The 16,655-nt window shown below is 45.1% G+C and carries 12 protein-coding genes and 1 pseudogene; 12 read left to right on the top strand and 1 reads right to left on the bottom strand.

What is annotated here, in order from left to right; all coding sequences use genetic code 11:
- Positions 1–194 precede the first annotated feature (194 nt).
- The 7 genes from OLTU_RS00700 to OLTU_RS00675 all read left to right on the top strand — a co-directional run bounded on the left by OLTU_RS00700 (position 195) and on the right by OLTU_RS00675 (position 7,537).
- Positions 195–596 (top strand): hypothetical protein, encoded by a 402-nt coding sequence (locus OLTU_RS00700; RefSeq protein WP_218109762.1) that lies wholly within the window; start codon positions 195–197, stop codon positions 594–596.
- A 567-nt stretch (positions 597–1,163) separates the two neighbouring features.
- On the top strand, positions 1,164–2,393 hold the full coding sequence (locus tag OLTU_RS00695) for an SGNH/GDSL hydrolase family protein (RefSeq protein ID WP_141730839.1): 1,230 nt from the start codon (positions 1,164–1,166) through the stop codon (positions 2,391–2,393).
- Positions 2,394–2,417: 24 nt separating this feature from the next.
- A complete protein-coding gene (locus OLTU_RS00690) occupies positions 2,418–2,864 on the top strand; it encodes a hypothetical protein (RefSeq protein WP_141730838.1) in 447 nt (148 codons plus the stop codon).
- An 11-nt stretch (positions 2,865–2,875) separates the two neighbouring features.
- Positions 2,876–3,028 carry a DUF5989 family protein gene (locus OLTU_RS33050; protein ID WP_369696330.1) on the top strand — a complete coding sequence of 51 codons (153 nt, stop codon included), beginning with the start codon at positions 2,876–2,878 and terminating at the stop codon, positions 3,026–3,028.
- 3 nt (positions 3,029–3,031) lie between these two features.
- Complete coding sequence (locus tag OLTU_RS00685; protein WP_141730837.1) at positions 3,032–4,864, top strand: carbamoyltransferase family protein; 1,833 nt, start codon at positions 3,032–3,034, stop codon at positions 4,862–4,864.
- Positions 4,865–4,915: 51 nt separating this feature from the next.
- Positions 4,916–6,427, top strand: a complete 1,512-nt coding sequence (locus OLTU_RS00680; protein WP_141730836.1) for a hypothetical protein — start codon at positions 4,916–4,918, stop codon at positions 6,425–6,427.
- The gene (locus OLTU_RS00675; protein ID WP_141730835.1) at positions 6,428–7,537 is read left to right on the top strand and encodes a hypothetical protein; all 1,110 of its coding nucleotides are present in this window, start codon (positions 6,428–6,430) and stop codon (positions 7,535–7,537) included. It abuts the gene before it with no gap.
- A 105-nt stretch (positions 7,538–7,642) separates the two neighbouring features.
- On the opposite strand, the pseudogene OLTU_RS00670 reads toward OLTU_RS00675, so the two are convergent.
- Positions 7,643–8,128 (bottom strand): annotated as a pseudogene (locus OLTU_RS00670) (integrase core domain-containing protein); the annotation flags it as partial.
- Positions 8,129–9,913: 1,785 nt separating this feature from the next.
- Between OLTU_RS00670 and gmd the strand changes: the two are divergent.
- Genes gmd through OLTU_RS00645 form a run of 5 tightly spaced genes read left to right on the top strand, consistent with a single transcriptional unit; the run spans position 9,914 to position 16,566 of the window.
- On the top strand, positions 9,914–10,939 hold the full coding sequence (gene gmd / locus OLTU_RS00665) for a GDP-mannose 4,6-dehydratase (protein WP_141730833.1): 1,026 nt from the start codon (positions 9,914–9,916) through the stop codon (positions 10,937–10,939).
- A gap of 12 nt (positions 10,940–10,951) precedes the next feature.
- The gene (locus OLTU_RS00660; protein WP_141730832.1) at positions 10,952–12,247 is read left to right on the top strand and encodes a class I SAM-dependent methyltransferase; all 1,296 of its coding nucleotides are present in this window, start codon (positions 10,952–10,954) and stop codon (positions 12,245–12,247) included.
- Complete coding sequence (locus tag OLTU_RS00655; protein WP_141730831.1) at positions 12,244–13,197, top strand: GDP-mannose 4,6-dehydratase; 954 nt, start codon at positions 12,244–12,246, stop codon at positions 13,195–13,197. The genes OLTU_RS00660 and OLTU_RS00655 overlap by 4 nt, the downstream gene beginning before the upstream one ends.
- A gap of 16 nt (positions 13,198–13,213) precedes the next feature.
- On the top strand, positions 13,214–14,668 hold the full coding sequence (locus OLTU_RS00650; RefSeq protein WP_141730830.1) for a glycosyltransferase: 1,455 nt from the start codon (positions 13,214–13,216) through the stop codon (positions 14,666–14,668).
- Positions 14,668–16,566, top strand: a complete 1,899-nt coding sequence (locus tag OLTU_RS00645) for a hypothetical protein (protein WP_141730829.1) — start codon at positions 14,668–14,670, stop codon at positions 16,564–16,566. Before OLTU_RS00650 ends, OLTU_RS00645 begins: the two co-directional genes overlap by 1 nt.
- Positions 16,567–16,655: the final 89 nt, after the last annotated feature.

Below are 16,655 nucleotides of genomic sequence, written 5' to 3'. Positions count from 1 at the left end.
ACTGGGAGGACTTTTTTAGAGAAATGAGATGTTGCGCAAAATTCATTATTGAACCTGATCCTTCGCATTCTCGGTTTCACGAGCTCCGAAATACTAAGTCAAAGTTTGAATCAGATCGAAATTTAAGAATCCTTATAGCTCATAGCAAGCTTTTTACTCCTTGCTCCGCAGAGTTTAGAACCTTGAAAGCACTTTTGGAGCGTTTGCCATCGAGGACCGTTGTGCACATAAGGTGCCACCCAAACGAGACCGCTGAAGGCCAGTATTTTGCGTGTTTACTGCAGAAAGATCTGCCAGAGGTAAATTTCAGCCTTTCGCGAGGAGATAAACCATATTTCGAAGAGTTGGTTGGATTTAACTTTGTACTTGGATTTACTTCAGCCGCTCTGATGGAGGCATGGATAGCCGGCCTCCGGGTCGTGTATATGCTAAAGAGTGAGACATTGATGGAAAGATATAAGGGATCCAAGAGAATTTTTTTCCTGGAGAATTCAATGAAGAGTGTTGCGAGATGCGCTGATACGTTCATTCTCGGCTTAGAACAGATCATCGAGAGCGATCACTTGATTGATTCCATCTCTATCACCCATCAATAAATTGCTAATGATTGTTCTTTGGATATGATCTTGATAAAGGGAGTGGATTATGTTTCAGGTTAACGCAACGGAGGAAATTCCAGCGTGCGTGTCATTGTGACATACATTACTTCGCCCTACGTTAGGGACTGAAACATCTAATTGTTTCAGCGCCAAAAAGCCACGGCTATGGTTTGCACGAATTGTCGCTAAGTTAATTCAGATCAATAAGCAAAATCACTTAGGTCGCAAGATCTGGTTTCGCCAACTTGGCATTATGCACAAAGCCAGCTTATTTCCATGTAACCTGAGCTTGAAAAAGTCTTAATTGGGTAAATATCAAACTTTATCTGGGCGTGTATCAAAACAGGTGAGACACGGAAATCGATCTTATGTGTCGAAAGTGGTCTATGCAGCGAGAAAATTGTGGACGTATTCCGTAAATTTACTATAATAAATGCACTTTAGCCTGAAAAAAGATATTGGCAGAAATAGTTCGCTTGGTTCCAGAAATGGAAGATCTGGGTCGAAGCTCCATGGGAGCGTTTTACCGCTTTTATAGGTGCTCGGGTTGAGGAATGTAGAGCTATGAGAATCGATACAAAGAAGAGGTTTGTTTTTTCGTCTCTACTGCTGCTCATGGTGGGTATTCTCCTCTGTTTCCTGGCAGAGCTAGGTGCCTGGGGTATCCTGGCCGTTATGCGTGACAAACTGGAGTTGAATGAACTAGGAGGACTGTCGTTGACAGGAAGGCCCGCGGGCTCTGAAGTGTCATTCAAGTCAGGAAAAACCCAGGTTGTTTATAAAACGAACGATCTTGGCTTTCGCGACGCCACACACTCTACAACAAACAAAGCCAACCGTATTAGGGTTGCGGTATATGGGGATAGCTTCACGGAGGGCTGGGGAGTAGACCAGGATAAAATTTTCCCGGTTATACTTGAAAAACTGCTGAATCAGGGCTCTCCTGAGCGAAGGTTCGAAGTCCTTAACTTTGGATTGCAGGGAACAGGACCAAATTTCATGTCACGGGTTTTCGACCTAACTGCAGCGCGTTACTGCCCCGACATTGTGGTATTCAATTCATTCGTCGGAAATGACTTTATCGATGCCGCAAACGCATTAAATCTCGACCGCAGTCCTCTTCCCGAGAATTTTGAACGTCCCTATTTTGCCACCCTTTTCGAGCTTCTCGTCGATCACAAGCAATCTTGGGAGAAGAAGGAACTTGAGATTATCAAGACACTCCCGGCCTACCAGAATCTCGATAAGGAACTTAGAAGGGCTGCAGAAGCATATGAAGTACACCTCCCGCTGCTCCGTTTTGCTCTGCAAAACCCTAATACGATTTACGATAGCTTGATTAAGATAAGCGATGAACAGCGCACAGCCTATGAAGAAGCTTTAGCTCGGACTATGAACCTCCTTACTGAACGAGGTATTAGGCATTTCTTGTTAACTGCTACCCCATTTTCAGTTCAGGTATCGAAAGAGCAGTTTCAGCAGTTTCAACAGATGGGGTTTTCTGTGACGGATGAAATGCTCAGCATGAGAAAACCGCAAGAAGCCATTGCTGCCATTGTTGACAATCTGAGACCACGTGAAAGCGCAACTAAGCTTACGTACCGTGATCTCCTAGGTGATTTTAAAGCTGCCTCTAATTTATCTCCGCTATATCTCGAGTACGATCTACATATAGCTGAGGCAGGACATAATCTTATCGCGCATTCAATCGCGGACGAAATCCTTCGAATTGCCAAAATTAGCGATGTGCGTCGCCCTGCCGGTCAATGCATGAGAGCCAAGGCGAGTTCATAAACAGATCCAGAGGGTAGAGGGCCAATGAACGAAGTGACTAAACTTAACCAAGCTAGAAACGGGGTGCACTTAACCTCGGCTTCGGCGATCAGTTCCAGCAATCGTACGTTCGGCCTGTTCTTTGCATCGTTTTTCGCTATATTGACGGCTTTGAACTATCGTTCGTCCAGCAGACTCAATTTGCCAATACTGGCATTATCTGTCTTATTTGCCATCACTGGGTTGATGATCCCAAAATTCTTATCCCCTTTGAATCAGGCGTGGACAAAGTTCGGTCTTGCAATTCATAGAGTCGTCAGTCCCATCACCATGCTGATAATCTATTACGGGGGCATTACGCCGATAGGATTGATGATGAGACTGGCAAAAAAATCCTCTATTACTAAGAATTTTGACAAAACCGCAAGAACTTATTGGGTTGACAGGGTTTCAAGAGGACCCTCCCCTGAAACCATGAAGTATCCCTTCTAAGGAATCTGCACATGACATCTTTTGTACGCGAATTCTATACCTTTGTAAAAGTGAGGCGGAAATTTTGGCTGCTTCCCGTTTTTATTCTATTGCTGCTGTTTGGTGCTCTGATCGTTATGACTCAGGGTACCGTTGTCGCTCCTTTCATTTACACACTGTTTTGATCTATGAATATACTTGGAATATCAGCCTTCTACCATGACAGCGCGGCATCCCTTATCCGATGTGGGAAGATTGTGGCTGCTGCGCAAGAAGAGCGTTTTACCCGAAAAAAGCATGATTCAGGCTTTCCAACACATGCAATAGAGTATTGCCTGCGAGAGGGCCAAATTGATCTTCCTGCAGTCGATTACATCGCGTTCTACGATAAACCGTTTCTGAAGTTTGAACGCCTTGTCGAAACCTATCTCGCGTATGCGCCGCAAGGATTTGTAAGTTTTTCGGCCTCTTTGCCGGCTTGGATCAAGGAAAAGCTTTTTCTGAAAAGCATGCTAATACGCGAACTGAAGAAAATCAGCCCGGTGCCCAGGCTAAGCGAGAAGCTTCTGTTTGCTGAACACCATCAATCCCATGCTGCGAGCGCATTCTATCCATCACCTTTCAAGAAGGCTGCTGTTTTAACCATGGATGGCGTTGGAGAATGGGGAACAACGAGTCTGGCTATCGGTGAAGATAACAAGTTAGAGATCCTAAAGGAGATCCATTTCCCCCATTCTCTCGGACTACTTTATTCAGCATTCACTTATTACACCGGTTTCAAGGTTAATTCTGGCGAATACAAGGTTATGGGACTGGCTCCTTATGGAAAACCGATATACCTAAATACGATCCTAGATGAGCTACTGGATCTGAAGGAAGATGGGTCCTTTCGGTTGAATATGGATTACTTTGCCTTCTGTACTGGTCTCAGAATGACCAATGATAAGTTTCATCAGCTATTTGGGGGTCCTCCAAGGAAACCAGAAGATCCGCTTACACAAAGGGATATGGATTTGGCAGCGTCCATCCAAGCCGCCTGTGAAGAGGTCGTCCTCAAGCTTGGCCGGTCAATTGCCCAGGAAACGGGTCAAGAAAATCTTTGCCTGGCTGGCGGAGTTGCCTTAAACTGCGTGGCAAATGGTAAGCTTTTAAGAGATGGCTCATTCAAGAACATTTGGATCCAGCCAGCTGCGGGTGATGCTGGAGGATCTGTAGGTGCAGCACTCGCCGCATATCATTGGTTCCTTGGCCAAGAGCGCGCGATAGATCCTTTTGATGGCATGCAAGGTTCCTATCTTGGGCCTAGCTTTTCCCAGGCAGAGATTGAAGAGAGACTTCGCACCGCGGGAGCCAAATTTGAGGTCATGGAATCTAACGAGCTTCTCGACAAGGCAGTGGCTAGCCTAGCTACAGAAAAGGCATTGGGGTGGTTCCAGGGGCGAATGGAATTTGGTCCCCGGGCTTTAGGGGGCCGCTCAATACTGGGTGATCCCAGGTCGCCCAGGATGCAACGCTTACTTAATCTGAAAGTTAAGTACCGGGAAAGCTTTAGGCCGTTCGCCCCATCCGTGCTTTTTGAACATGCTTCTGAGTGGTTCGACATCAATGTACCGAGTCCTTATATGCTCATGGTGGCTGATATTAGAGAAGACAGGCGGATTCCGATGAGCCCGGACGAAGAGCAGCTTTTTGGGATCGATAAGCTCAATATTGCCCGATCCGTGATTCCTGCTGTAACGCATGTCGATTACTCGGCGCGGATTCAGACTGTGCATAAACAAGTGAATGGCCTTTATTACGATCTGATTGCCAGATTCAAAGAGTCGACCGGATGTCCGATTCTCATTAATACTTCCTTCAATGTCCGAGGCGAACCAGTTGTCTGTACTCCCGAAGATGCATTTCGTTGTTTGATGGGGACGGATATTGATGCCTTAGTTATTGGCAATTGTTGGGTGGGAAAAGAGACCCAAGATGCATCTCTAAGGCTCGACTACAAGAACAGCTTCGAACTGGACTAACATCGAATCGAATTACCTCCGCCCTGGTCTTAAGTATTGAAGGACAACGCGATGCGAAAGTTGATGATCGTCGGGTTATCGATCTCAGGGCTTGGTTCTCTCGGAGTAGCAGCAAGAATTCAGCAACATTCCACCGTTAATGCTCAGCCGGACACTCTGCAACAGGCTCTGCCGATTCAAATTTCCACAATCTCGGATCCGACAAAGAACGCCGCGTACGCTCGAATGCTGCATCTGGGTGACGGTCGGCTTCAGCTTGTCTGGTCTGAGCGGGTTCACGGAACTTGGCAGGTCAAGACCAAAACTTTCAATTCTCGCACTTTAGAAAAAGGACCTGTCGTAGATGTTTCAGCATCTCGCGCTGGTCATGACGCGCTTTATCCCACCGCTGCGCTCGGTAAGAATGGCCAGCTGATGTTCGCCTGGGTTGAAGGGGGAAGTCCTCGCTACTCCATAAAGAATCTGCGCGACGTGAACATGATGGACGAGAATCTTCCAGATAACTTGATTTATGCCCGTCTTTATTCCCCGGATTCTGGTTGGGGAACACCGAAGCTATTAAACAGGACAAGCGGCGATTCATACAACATATTCCTGCTCTATAACACCCCGCTCGATGCTTTTCAGATCGTTTGGGGACAATGGGACGGGTGGGCTGATCGCGTGTTCTATTCCGATTTCAAGGCGAGCAGGGGCTGGTCCCAGGGGATGATAATCGATGCTGGGCGAATCGATTCCTATGCTACGGATTTTACGGTTAATTCCAGGGGTGATGCGCTTGTGGCTTGGTACGCTGCAGATACCTCGGAAGGTGATGTTGTGGATAGTGTCTACTTCAATCTCAAGATTCTGCATAATGATTGGCAGGGAGCGAAGCGGGTCAACACAAATTTTGACCACCTAAACTATGCATCGGTCATTGCGCGGGGATCACAGGATTTTCTCCTCTCGTTTTGGCGTCATAACAGGTTTGATTATCAGGGCCGACCCGAGCGTATACTAATTCGAGCGGGGTCTATTGTGAATGAGTCCGAGGCTTTTATACCATATGATGCGAATTTACTGGGTAGCGATATGCAGAACCCAATGCTCTCACTCAAAAGTGCTGGTGAACTCGCAGGATTTTCTTGGGTTCAGATATTTAAAAAAATTCCAAGGATCATGGTGTCGCTACAAGATGGTGACGAGAAATGGCAGGATCCCGTTGTTTTGTCGAGTGGGGGGGATAATCCTGAGAATCCTTCGATTTGCTTGAATAGCAAGGGCTCCGCGCTAGTAGTTTGGAGTCAGCAAGAGGAAGGATTGGCCCGAATAGTAGCATCATCTTATCATAGCCAAGCGAAGCGATGGACACGCCCTTTCATGATCAATTGGGACGCTTCTCGCGCGAGACAAGAACAAGTTTTAAGGGGTGCACTCCCGCCTTACAAGACATCTGGTCAGTTGAGTTCCTGCTCTTTGGACGACCATAATAAAGCCAATGTACTCTGGACTCAAAGCTATGACGGTGTTCTCCAGTTCAAGCTGGCAAGCTTTTCTCTTGACTCGACCGAGGCGAGGTAAATGAAAACAAAGCTACTTCAGGTTCTATGGTTTATTCTGCCCCTAGATATTGCCTGCTACAGGCGAGTCAACTCAGAACGTGCCCAGCTCTCAGCTGAATACCAAGAGATCGGGCGAAAAGTAACTTTGACGTCCAACTCGGGCTTGAGTGAGAAATTGTCTTTTCAAAGTATTTTGAGAGATCTTGCACCACAGCGTTTTGAGCACCTTATGGACGATATAGCTGAAGCCTGCTGGATTAGTCAGGGTCTAGCGGCTGAAAACAGAAGCGTAGAATCAGCTGGAGCCGTGAGTATGCTCCATGGTTTTGGCGTCAGCGACAGAAATCCCCTGGGTTCATCGCCTCGCAAGTTACGACAGATAATGGACGATGGAACTTTTGAATTTTTGGGGATAGCTCCTCGGTTTAGCCATAATCATGCATTACTGCGTGTTATCTATGACTTTGGTGAGAAAACGCACGACGAGCATAGCTTTGACATTGGTCTTGGCATGAGCTTCGCGTTTACGTTCATAATTGGAGCTGCTGATCGGCAGGCTTTTCTTGATGATGTCGATAAATTGGATGGAGGGAACGATAAGGCTATAGGCTTAGTCCAAAAGTGGATGGTTCGCTCGGACACTCAGCTACTCAGGACGGCATGTGCCACTGAAAAAAGCAGCAGAGTGGGAGATTGGGTGTGGTTTGAATTGAAGCTAGATAAAAATAAAGAGAAATTCGATTTTGAAGATATTCTGGTGCCGCGTGTCAAAGGTGGAGTCATCTCGCTTGGAATCGTTTCTTATAGGAAACGGGATGATCAATTGATTGTCGACCGCCCATTGACCGTAGCTCATGAGGAAGCCGAGGCTATGTCCTGCTCCCAGTGCCACACGCGTAATACAGCATTCCATAGCTGGGATGAACGTAATCAGAGCACGAAAGAGCTGCAGGCCTTAGCGATAGAGACACCATTTGTTCATCTTTCACGCTCTTTCGGCAAAAATGGTCCCCGCACTCATAAAAGCCGTTTCCAGATTGGCTTTGAAAAGTACCAGCTGCGACTCTTTCATTTGCTAAAGGAGCGGGGTTTCCAGTCACGACGCTTCCCCGTCATTTTCTCCCATTGATTAGTTGAATCTCCTGTGCCATGAGGGGTTCCCCGAAACTCCTCCAAACAGAACTTTAAACTCGCATTTGCTGAGGGGTTCCCCGAAACTCCTCCAAACAGAACTTTAAACTCGCATTTGCTCAGCTCTGTTTAAGTCAAATTCCCTCAGGAATTCCTGAGGTGTTCTATTACCCAAAGATCCATGCGGACGTTCCTCGTTATACTCGCGTCGCCATTGCTCGATCTTATCCCGAGCATCGTCAAGGTCTTCAAATACTGTCTGATTAAGGCATTCATCCCGGAACCGGCCATTGAAAGATTCGATAAAAGGATTGTCGGTCGGTTTCGCTGGACGGGAGAAGTCCAGCTTCACGCCTTTCCAATGCGCCCAGTCATCGAGCGCCTTGCTGATGAACTCACTGCCGTTGTCGACATTGATGAATGAGGCCATCTCATGTCCATGAGACAGCTTTTCGAGGGCATTTGCAACATGTTTCCCGGTCATGCTCCGGCCACATTCAAGTAACACTGCTTCACGACTAAAGGTATCGATCACCGTCAGGATGCGTATGGATTTTCCATCGGCCAGGGAATCGTGAACAAAGTCCATGCATCAGCGTTGATTCCGCCCAGGCGGCGGAGCTGGTACAATGCAGACCTGTGAGCGACGCTTGCAGAAATATTTCCTGTGCCGCAGGTACGTGGCCTTTCCTATACTGCTCTCACTTTGGAAGTTTTTAACCCGCTCCTTATACAAAGACAGGTTTATCCTCGCCGCTTGGTTCATCGCTTATGGCCTGTCTTTTACCTTCAACTTCAACTCTATTCATTCCTATTTCTCAGTCACATTATGGCAATCCTTTGGAAAAGTTCCTGAAATTTGGCTCTCCAAGGAACTTTATCATCAACTTTAAGGCACTTTTTGCGTTTGGCTACTTTGGTGAAAATACGGTAATTCCCAGCACCCTCTCACTGGGGACCGCGTTTATCATATTCCTATACGCAGCCGCCTTTCCTCACAATTTCAAAACGACTCTCCTTTTGAATATCGCTCTGCATCGCTTGGGATAACGATGTTCATTGGCATTGGACCGGGAAGCGTAGTCAGCGGACGCTTTCTCTATACATCCTCAATGATACTTTCCATCATCATAGCGCTTGGATGCTCCAGACTGATGGAACATCAAAGATCTCGATGGGTCAATAACCTTGGCGTCGCGTGTATCAGCTTGGTCTTTCTCCTCCAAAACATAAGCATGCGATCGTTCTCTCAGAGATTTCGCGAGGTCACGGAAATCGTCAGGAACATCATGTGGCTTACAAAGCCGTTTACTGACCATTCGTCTGTCCATATTAAGAATCTACCTCGCTTTTTATACGAAAGGCCCTCGTATGATGAAATGCTACGGCCTTACTTTTTACTTCCAACACTTAATGCGCAGTTCGACCAAATTTCGCTGCGACCAAGTTAATTTAGCGTCATATTCGTCGGGTTATCGTGAAATGGAATCTGGAGTTCATGACCAGTTCTCCGACTATTCAGAAGCAAGAGCGGACGAGCAAGGACTAGAACTGTCCTTTATTTCTCGACGAAGCTGCAACGACGACGCGTCGCAGAAATGTAAGAAGCAGCTTAATGACAATAGCATCCGGTTTTCTCAATCATCCATGTCCATCAATTGATGAGGTCCTCTTTTCAACTAACCTGAACGAAGTTCAAATTCTCGTGTTCTCCGGAAATTGGTCGAAAGCTTGCTAGACGAGCGGCTATCAAATTAAGTATTTGGTTCTGTATTCGGTAGCACTAGAAGATCAGGGGAAGCGGGCTCCGATCTATCAGCAGTTTTCATTTTGTATCGAGTAACAGCAAGTGTCGAGGTCATATAAACGAAGGCACTCTTGATTATTTATCAATTCATCCAGAGCGTGAAGCGACAACAAAAATGGTCGGTTGTTTTGAAAATGCAGGCTGGAAGCCGTATTTCGGTCAGCAATGCTCTGCGAAGAGCGACCGGGAAATCTTAGGTTATGTCGAGCTGACTCAAAATCTAGATTTGATGTCTATGAACTGATCAACAATGAAGCTGTTTTCATGTTTGCTTTGGGCACCAGCGTAACTGGCGAGTGCTCTCCTGTCGCAAATACTTCCTATTCGAACTTCATAGGTATCGAAGTCTAAAAATTTAAGCGATACCAATTTGGATTTCTGGCGCAAATAGTCCTATATGCAGAAATTAGTGGCTTCAATACAGTAGACGGCCTAATCTCGAAGAGATATTACTTATATATACGACAAGGCGCGTCATACACACCGGGCAGTAGGCGCTCATACTCATAAAGTATAGGTTCGCTGCTGTATTGACGGGATAGTTTTACGCAATGGGAGCATGATTGCATGAAAAAAGCCATTATCTCAGGTATTACCGGGCAGGATGGTGCATACTTGACCGAGCTGCTGATCGAAAAAGGATATGAAGTCCACGGTATTATTCGTCGTTCATCCAACTTTAATACTCAACGCATTGATCACCTCTATAATGATGCGCAATCAGGTAAAACCCCATTACGGCTGCATTATGGTGATCTGATTGATTCTAGTAGTTTGAACCGTATTATTGAGACCGTTGAACCTGATGAAATATACAATCTTGGAGCTCAGTCACATGTACATATATCATTCCAGATTCCTGAATATACCTCCGAGGTAGCCGCAGTTGGCGCCTTGCGTATCCTTGATGCCATCAAAGAAGTTGGCATCAATACAAAATTTTACCAAGCCTCGTCTTCTGAACTTTATGGCAAAGTTATGGAAATCCCCCAAACAGAGAAAACTCCATTCTATCCCAGATCACCTTATGCAATCGCCAAACAATTTGCCTATTGGATGACCATCAACTACAGGGAAGCTTATGGCATTTTTGCTTGCAACGGCATTCTCTTTAATCACGAGTCACCGCGTCGCGGCGAAACGTTTGTCACCAGGAAGGTCACGAAAGCGGTCAGCCGTATTACAAAAGGGAAGCAGGACAAACTCCTGATCGGTAACCTAGATGCGAAACGAGACTGGGGATTTGCCAAAGAATACGTTGAAGCAATGTGGTTGATGCTGCAACAACCTGATCCAGATGATTATGTAATCGCGACTGGGGAAACACATAGTGTCCGAGAACTGTGCGAAGTAGCATTCGAGCATGCAGAACACATCTTGTATTGGGAAGGGGAGGGTGTTAATGAAAAAGGTTATGACAAAAAAACCGGAAAAGTACTCGTAGAGGTCGATCCTAAATATTTCCGACCAACCGAAGTCGATTTGCTAGTAGGCGACCCAGCCAAGGCTCGTAACAAATTAAATTGGGAGCCAAAAACGAAATTCTCTGACCTGATCAAGCTCATGATTGAACATGATCTCGAACATCAATAACGGAGCTTAAACGTGTACGAAACTCTAACTAAATGCAGGATATGCGGTAATCAGGCTTTGACGGAAGTTGTGAGTCTCGGAACTCAAAGCTTGACGGGAAAATTTCCTAGGGCAACCGATGAAGAAATTCAATCCATACCTCTTGAGCTTGTAAAGTGCGATCAAGAAAAAAACGCTAGTGCATGCGGCTTGTTGCAGCTCCTCTACACAGGAAAGCTGGAGGACATGTATGGTGAAGGTTACGGGTATAGGTCATCACTTAATCCTATGATGGTCAAGCATCTAGCGGAAAAGGTAAAGAAGATTGAACAATGGGCCGAGCTTGAGGCAAATGATCTAGTATTGGATATAGGCAGCAATGATGCGACAACGCTAAAACAATATTCAACGCCTAATTTGATGCTGGTCGGTATTGACCCAAGTGGCCGAAACTTTATGGACTATTACCCGGAACACATAAGACTAATTCCGGAGTTCTTTTCGGCACAATCAATTTCAGGAAAATATGGCGCCAAGAAAGCAAGAATCATCACCTCATTCTCAATGTTTTACGATCTTGAAGATCCAATGAATTTCATGATGCAAGTTTTTGATACCTTGGAGGATGGTGGTCTCTGGGTTTTTGAGCAGAGCTACATGCCGACTATGCTTAACATGAATTCATACGACACCATCTGCCATGAGCATTTGGAATACTACGGCTTGCACCAGATTAAATGGATGACTGATAGAGTTGGTTTAAAAATTTTGGATGTAGAGCTAAATAACGTTAACGGGGGAAGCTTCTCAATCATCGCGCAGAAACCTAGACGAACATCCAAATGCGACGACAAACTGCCAGCCAGCGCCGCAAAACTCCTGAAGGATGAAATTGACTGGAAGCTCCATACAATGCTTCCTTATAGAAGGTTCGCTTCTCGATGTGAACAACACAGAAGTGAAACTATCAAGTTTTTTGAGCAGGCAAAACGGTCAGACCAAATAATTTATGGCTACGGGGCTTCCACCAAAGGAAATGTTCTCCTTCAGTACTGTCAGATCTCTGCCGATCAGATGCCTTTTATTGCTGAAGTCAACAAAGATAAATTTGGAGCTTTTACTCCCGGTACGAACATACCAATAATACCGGAGCATCAAGCTCGCGAAAATAGACCAGACTTTTTCTTTGTCCTGCCCTGGCACTTCAGACAAGGTATTATCCAGAAGGAGAGAGAGTTCCTAAATAGAGGCGGGAAGTTGGTGTTCCCCTTACCACATCTTGACGTTGTAGATAGAACTAACGCAAGACCTGATGAGGCAAACCCGTGAAGTCTGCGGTTATCGTCGGCAGCGCTGGACAGGATGGGACTCTATTATATAGCAAACTCAGCTCATTAGGATATAGCCTTGTCGGGATTCAGAGAAGTAGCTTGCAGCTCAAAGGTATCGAGTGGTCCAGCGAACTCAGTTTGGAGAATCCAGAGCAAATCGAGCATCTGGTTAAGAACTTAAAGCCAGATGAAGTATACTATCTGGCAGCCGTCCATCAGTCCGCGGAAGATAACGCTCTTGCAGATCCGGTAAAGCTATATTTGACATCGGAAAGCGTCAATACAAAAGGGGTTTTGTACTTCCTGGAAGCTATTCGAAAGCACTCAGCAAAAACAAGGCTGTTCTACGCCGCATCTTCCCATATTTTTGGTTTTCCAAAAGGGAGAATCCAGGATGAGCTTACACCGATAAATCCGAAAAACATCTATGGTATTACTAAAGCAGCAGCAATGCAAATCTGCAATTTTTATCGCGAAAATCACGGTATTTACGTTTCTGTTGGAATCCTATATAATCATGAATCCGCATTACGTCGAGAAACATTTATATCGAAAAAAATTGCAAAATCTGCAGTGCGCATTAAGCTTGGTCTCCAAAGCAAGCTCATTATCGGTAGTACTTCAGCGGAGGCAGATTGGGGTTACGCACCTGATTTTGTTGACGCCATGACTAAGATACTTCAGGTAGTGGAACCCGACAACTACATAATTGCCACGGGCCAAGGCCATAAGGTCTGCGATTTCTTGCAGCTGGCTTTTGACAAGGTTGGCCTTGACTGGAAACTTTATACAGAAGAAAGACCTAGCATAATCGTACGTCCACCTGCTGTTCTAATCGGGGACTCAACAAAGCTGCGAAACAGAACCGGCTGGAAACCCAGTATGGACTTCAAAGCAATGGTGGAATTGTTGGTTGACGCGGAACTAAAATCGTTGGATTTAATATAGGAAAAGGCGCTAGATCATGAGCCAATTTAATCGGCATGCATCAGAAGACAAGTTGTTAATAATGATCCCTACCTATAATGAGAGGGAGAACGTTGAACCCTTAATTGAACAGATCCAAACATATATTAGCGACGCTGATTTGCTCTTCATTGACGACAATTCTTCCGATGGAACGGGACATTTGCTGGAGTGCCTAAAATCCAAATATACGAATTTAATTGTTCTCCATCGGGCAGGAAAATTAGGAATTGGGAGTGCTCACGATTATGGTATTCGATGGGCTTATGAAAACAAATACAAGCGTCTTGTCACTATGGACTGTGACTTTACACATCCTCCTCATTACTTACCCACCTTAATTGCCGCTGGCGCAGATGCGGATGTGGTTGTCGGCTCCCGTTACCTCCAAGAGAAGAGCCTACAAGGATGGAATATATATCGAAAATCCTTAACTATGCTAGGGCATTTCCTAACAAAACGGCTACTCGGAATGCCTTACGATGCGACCGGAGCGTTCCGCTATTACAGATTGGACAGAATTCCATCATACCTATGGGATTCGGTAGTTTCCAAGGGTTACGCATTCTTCTTTGAGAGCCTCTACGTAATTTTTTTGAATCAGTTTAAAATTCGAGAAATATCCATCAATCTACCCGCTCGTACGTACGGTCATTCTAAAATGACCCGCGTTGAGGCAATGAGAAGTGTAAAAATATTGATAGCTCTTTTCCTGACTACACTTTTGAATCGTGAGCGTTTGAATATTGTAGAACCTCTCGATACAGAAATGATTGATTCAAGCAAGATTGACAGCCAAGGCTGGGAAGAGTACTGGGACAGTCAATATCGCATGGGCCGTCTTATTTATGATGCGATAGCTGCCTTTTATCGAAAGTTCATTATCAAACCAACGCTGAATCATTTTATTAAAAAGCACTTTACACCAAAGACCAACATTCTTCACGCCGGATGCGGAAGTGGTCAAGTAGATACTGATATCCGCGAATACGTGAAAATCACTGGATTAGATATCTCCAGAGAAGCACTTCGATTTTATAAGCGAACCAACCAGGATCGGTGCAAGATTCTTCACGGCAGTATTTTCGAAATTCCACTTCCATCAGATTCAGTGGATGGCATCTATAACCTTGGAGTAATGGAGCATTTTACCGAAGAAGAAATCCAAAAGATCTTGAAGGAATTTCATCGCGTTCTAAGGCCCCAAGGACGCATGGTTATTTTTTGGCCGCCGGAATTTGGCCTCAGTGTGCTTTTCTTCAAAGCACTCACCCTGTTCTTCATGAAAGTCTTGAGAAAGAAGCAAGTCAAGTTTCATCCAGATGAGATAACTCGTGTCCGCTCAAAAGCGCACGTAAAATCGTTGTTTGAATCAGCAAACTTTAGGGTCAAAGAATACTATTTTGGAGTTCGAGATGTATTTACCTACTCCATCATCTCAGTAGAAAAATAATGGCACGGTTGATTGATCTGATAGCTCAGTGGCGGCATTACTTCATGGGGCTTCTTGTCTGTCTCATATACGTTGTATTGCCGTTTTCTATTTCCTACCTAAACACTCCAGCTGACAGTGAGTGGGTTCCCGTTAATGACCAAATTCGAAGCTGTGGAGATGACAAGTTCTACGCGGCCACGGTCCAAGAAATAAGGGAAACGCCTTTCGACTTTAGAAGTCCTGTTTCTCCGACGATAGGCACATATGGAGTGGAAGTTTTTAAAGCAGCGTCGAAATGGCTGACTGCTATGCTCACGTTTTTTATTCCTGACATGAGGATCGCCTATCCTGTCTCGTTCACCGCATCGGTTGTTCTAAGTTATACACTGTGTTACCTGGCCTCTAATTTTGCTGGCCTTGGTGGACTCGCATCTGCCATCGTCTCATTACTCACGCTCTTCTATTATAAAGGTTTACAAAACCAAGGTTTACTACCGTTATGGAATAGTTCAGGTACCGCTTTTTTTGAGATGGTTAATGACAACTTCCGATATGTTGTCATGCAGTCTTCCATTTGCTTTGCATGGCTGACACATATACTGTGCTTGCATTATCCAAGGGGGTCTTATTTATCTAGGGTTTTCCTTTGGACACTGGTTCTAATTGCGTTACCCTACTCTTATTATTCTGTCACTATCTCGAGTGGATTGATTTTAACGTTCTTTGGTATCTATACCTTCTTCAAAGAACCTTCTTCGCGTAAGTATCTTCTAGTAACAACTGCGCTTAGCTGCCTAGTCCTGTCATCAATCGGCTTTTCAAAACATTTATCGTATTTTCTAAATGCCAATTCACAACCAGTGATTCAAGCCCACACACAATTCTCAATGCATCTATCGACGAGCGAACGAATCATTGAATTTATTAGGCTATGTTGCATTTATGCAGCTCCTCTTGCTGCTTTGGGCTATTCATTACGCGGAACAAGATATGTTAGCCTTTGGTTATATTCGTGCAGTATGACTTCCTTGTGCCTTGCTGCAGGAGTTCTGGTCCCAGGAAAGTCGGAGTTTATTCAACGAATACTCATCAGGGGTTTCGATTCGACATGGCTACTGGCAGTTCTTATCGGCACAGGCCTAGTGATTAGGAAGTTCGCTGAACATCCGATTCTTTTCTTCCTGCCTAAACTCAAGTTTATGAAAAGCGCCGGCGCTACAATCTTCTTATCAGTCGCAATACTTCCCTTGATGGGGAGCCATCGAATGGCCTACGAACTCGCTCGAGCAGGGAATTTTCATCTCCCCAAAGGAGAATGGGAGGCTATCGAATACATCCGTAATGTCACAAATCAAAAAGCAGCTTTTTTAGCTTTGGATCTCACTGCTAATCAGCTGATACCAGTGTATACCCATGCTGACCTTTATGCAGCAACCCCAGTTTATAGCGGAAATAACCCAGAAGAGGAACTCATGAAGTTTATCAACGGATGGAAGTTTCTAGATCTTGATATAGTCCTTTTGGAAAACTGGTTTAGGGGCTTTCCCGCAGAACTGAAGGCCTTCAAATGCCGCCCAGGGGCCAAGGAATCATGGTTCGATTTTGAACCATCTCAAACTCTCAAGAATATTTTGTATTACCCGTTTGTAAAAAACATATATGGAGTTCCTGTTGTGGAAGCAGGTGGAAACCACCTATCCGCCGAGTTCAAATCAAAGCTAGGAGAACTTCTTTCCAAACCAATTCATAGAAATGAGATTATGACTTCGGTGGAATATATTACTCTTTCAACCGCATTCGAACTTCGCCGAAGCAAGGCTTATGAGGCTCCCCAAGGCTATAAATTAATATTCCAGAATAGTGACCGAACTATCTATAAGAGATGCCAGACAAACGTTCCGTCGGTATGTACGTAGATGCTGCAGACAGTGAACGATCACCAATATGCCATTTTTTCGACGATTCCCCGTCATTTTCTTCCATTGATTAGTTGAATCTCCTGTGC

The organism is Oligoflexus tunisiensis (assembly GCF_001748245.1).
GTDB lineage: Bacteria > Bdellovibrionota_B > Oligoflexia > Oligoflexales > Oligoflexaceae > Oligoflexus > Oligoflexus tunisiensis.
Note: the sequence above shows the minus strand (reverse complement) of the source record. Positions and strands in the feature narration are given on the sequence as shown.

Bases quoted from the DNA above. Each gene is read 5' to 3' on its own strand.
- OLTU_RS00695 (WP_141730839.1), top strand. From the start codon at position 1,164: ATGAGAATCGATACAAAGAAGAGGTTTGTTTTTTCGTCTCTACTGCTG.
- OLTU_RS00690 (WP_141730838.1), top strand. From the start codon at position 2,418: ATGAACGAAGTGACTAAACTTAACCAAGCTAGAAACGGGGTGCACTTA.
- OLTU_RS33050 (WP_369696330.1), top strand. From the start codon at position 2,876: ATGACATCTTTTGTACGCGAATTCTATACCTTTGTAAAAGTGAGGCGG.
- OLTU_RS00685 (WP_141730837.1), top strand. From the start codon at position 3,032: ATGAATATACTTGGAATATCAGCCTTCTACCATGACAGCGCGGCATCC.
- OLTU_RS00680 (WP_141730836.1), top strand. From the start codon at position 4,916: ATGCGAAAGTTGATGATCGTCGGGTTATCGATCTCAGGGCTTGGTTCT.
- OLTU_RS00675 (WP_141730835.1), top strand. From the start codon at position 6,428: ATGAAAACAAAGCTACTTCAGGTTCTATGGTTTATTCTGCCCCTAGAT.
- gmd (WP_141730833.1), top strand. From the start codon at position 9,914: ATGAAAAAAGCCATTATCTCAGGTATTACCGGGCAGGATGGTGCATAC.
- OLTU_RS00650 (WP_141730830.1), top strand. From the start codon at position 13,214: ATGAGCCAATTTAATCGGCATGCATCAGAAGACAAGTTGTTAATAATG.
- OLTU_RS00645 (WP_141730829.1), top strand. From the start codon at position 14,668: ATGGCACGGTTGATTGATCTGATAGCTCAGTGGCGGCATTACTTCATG.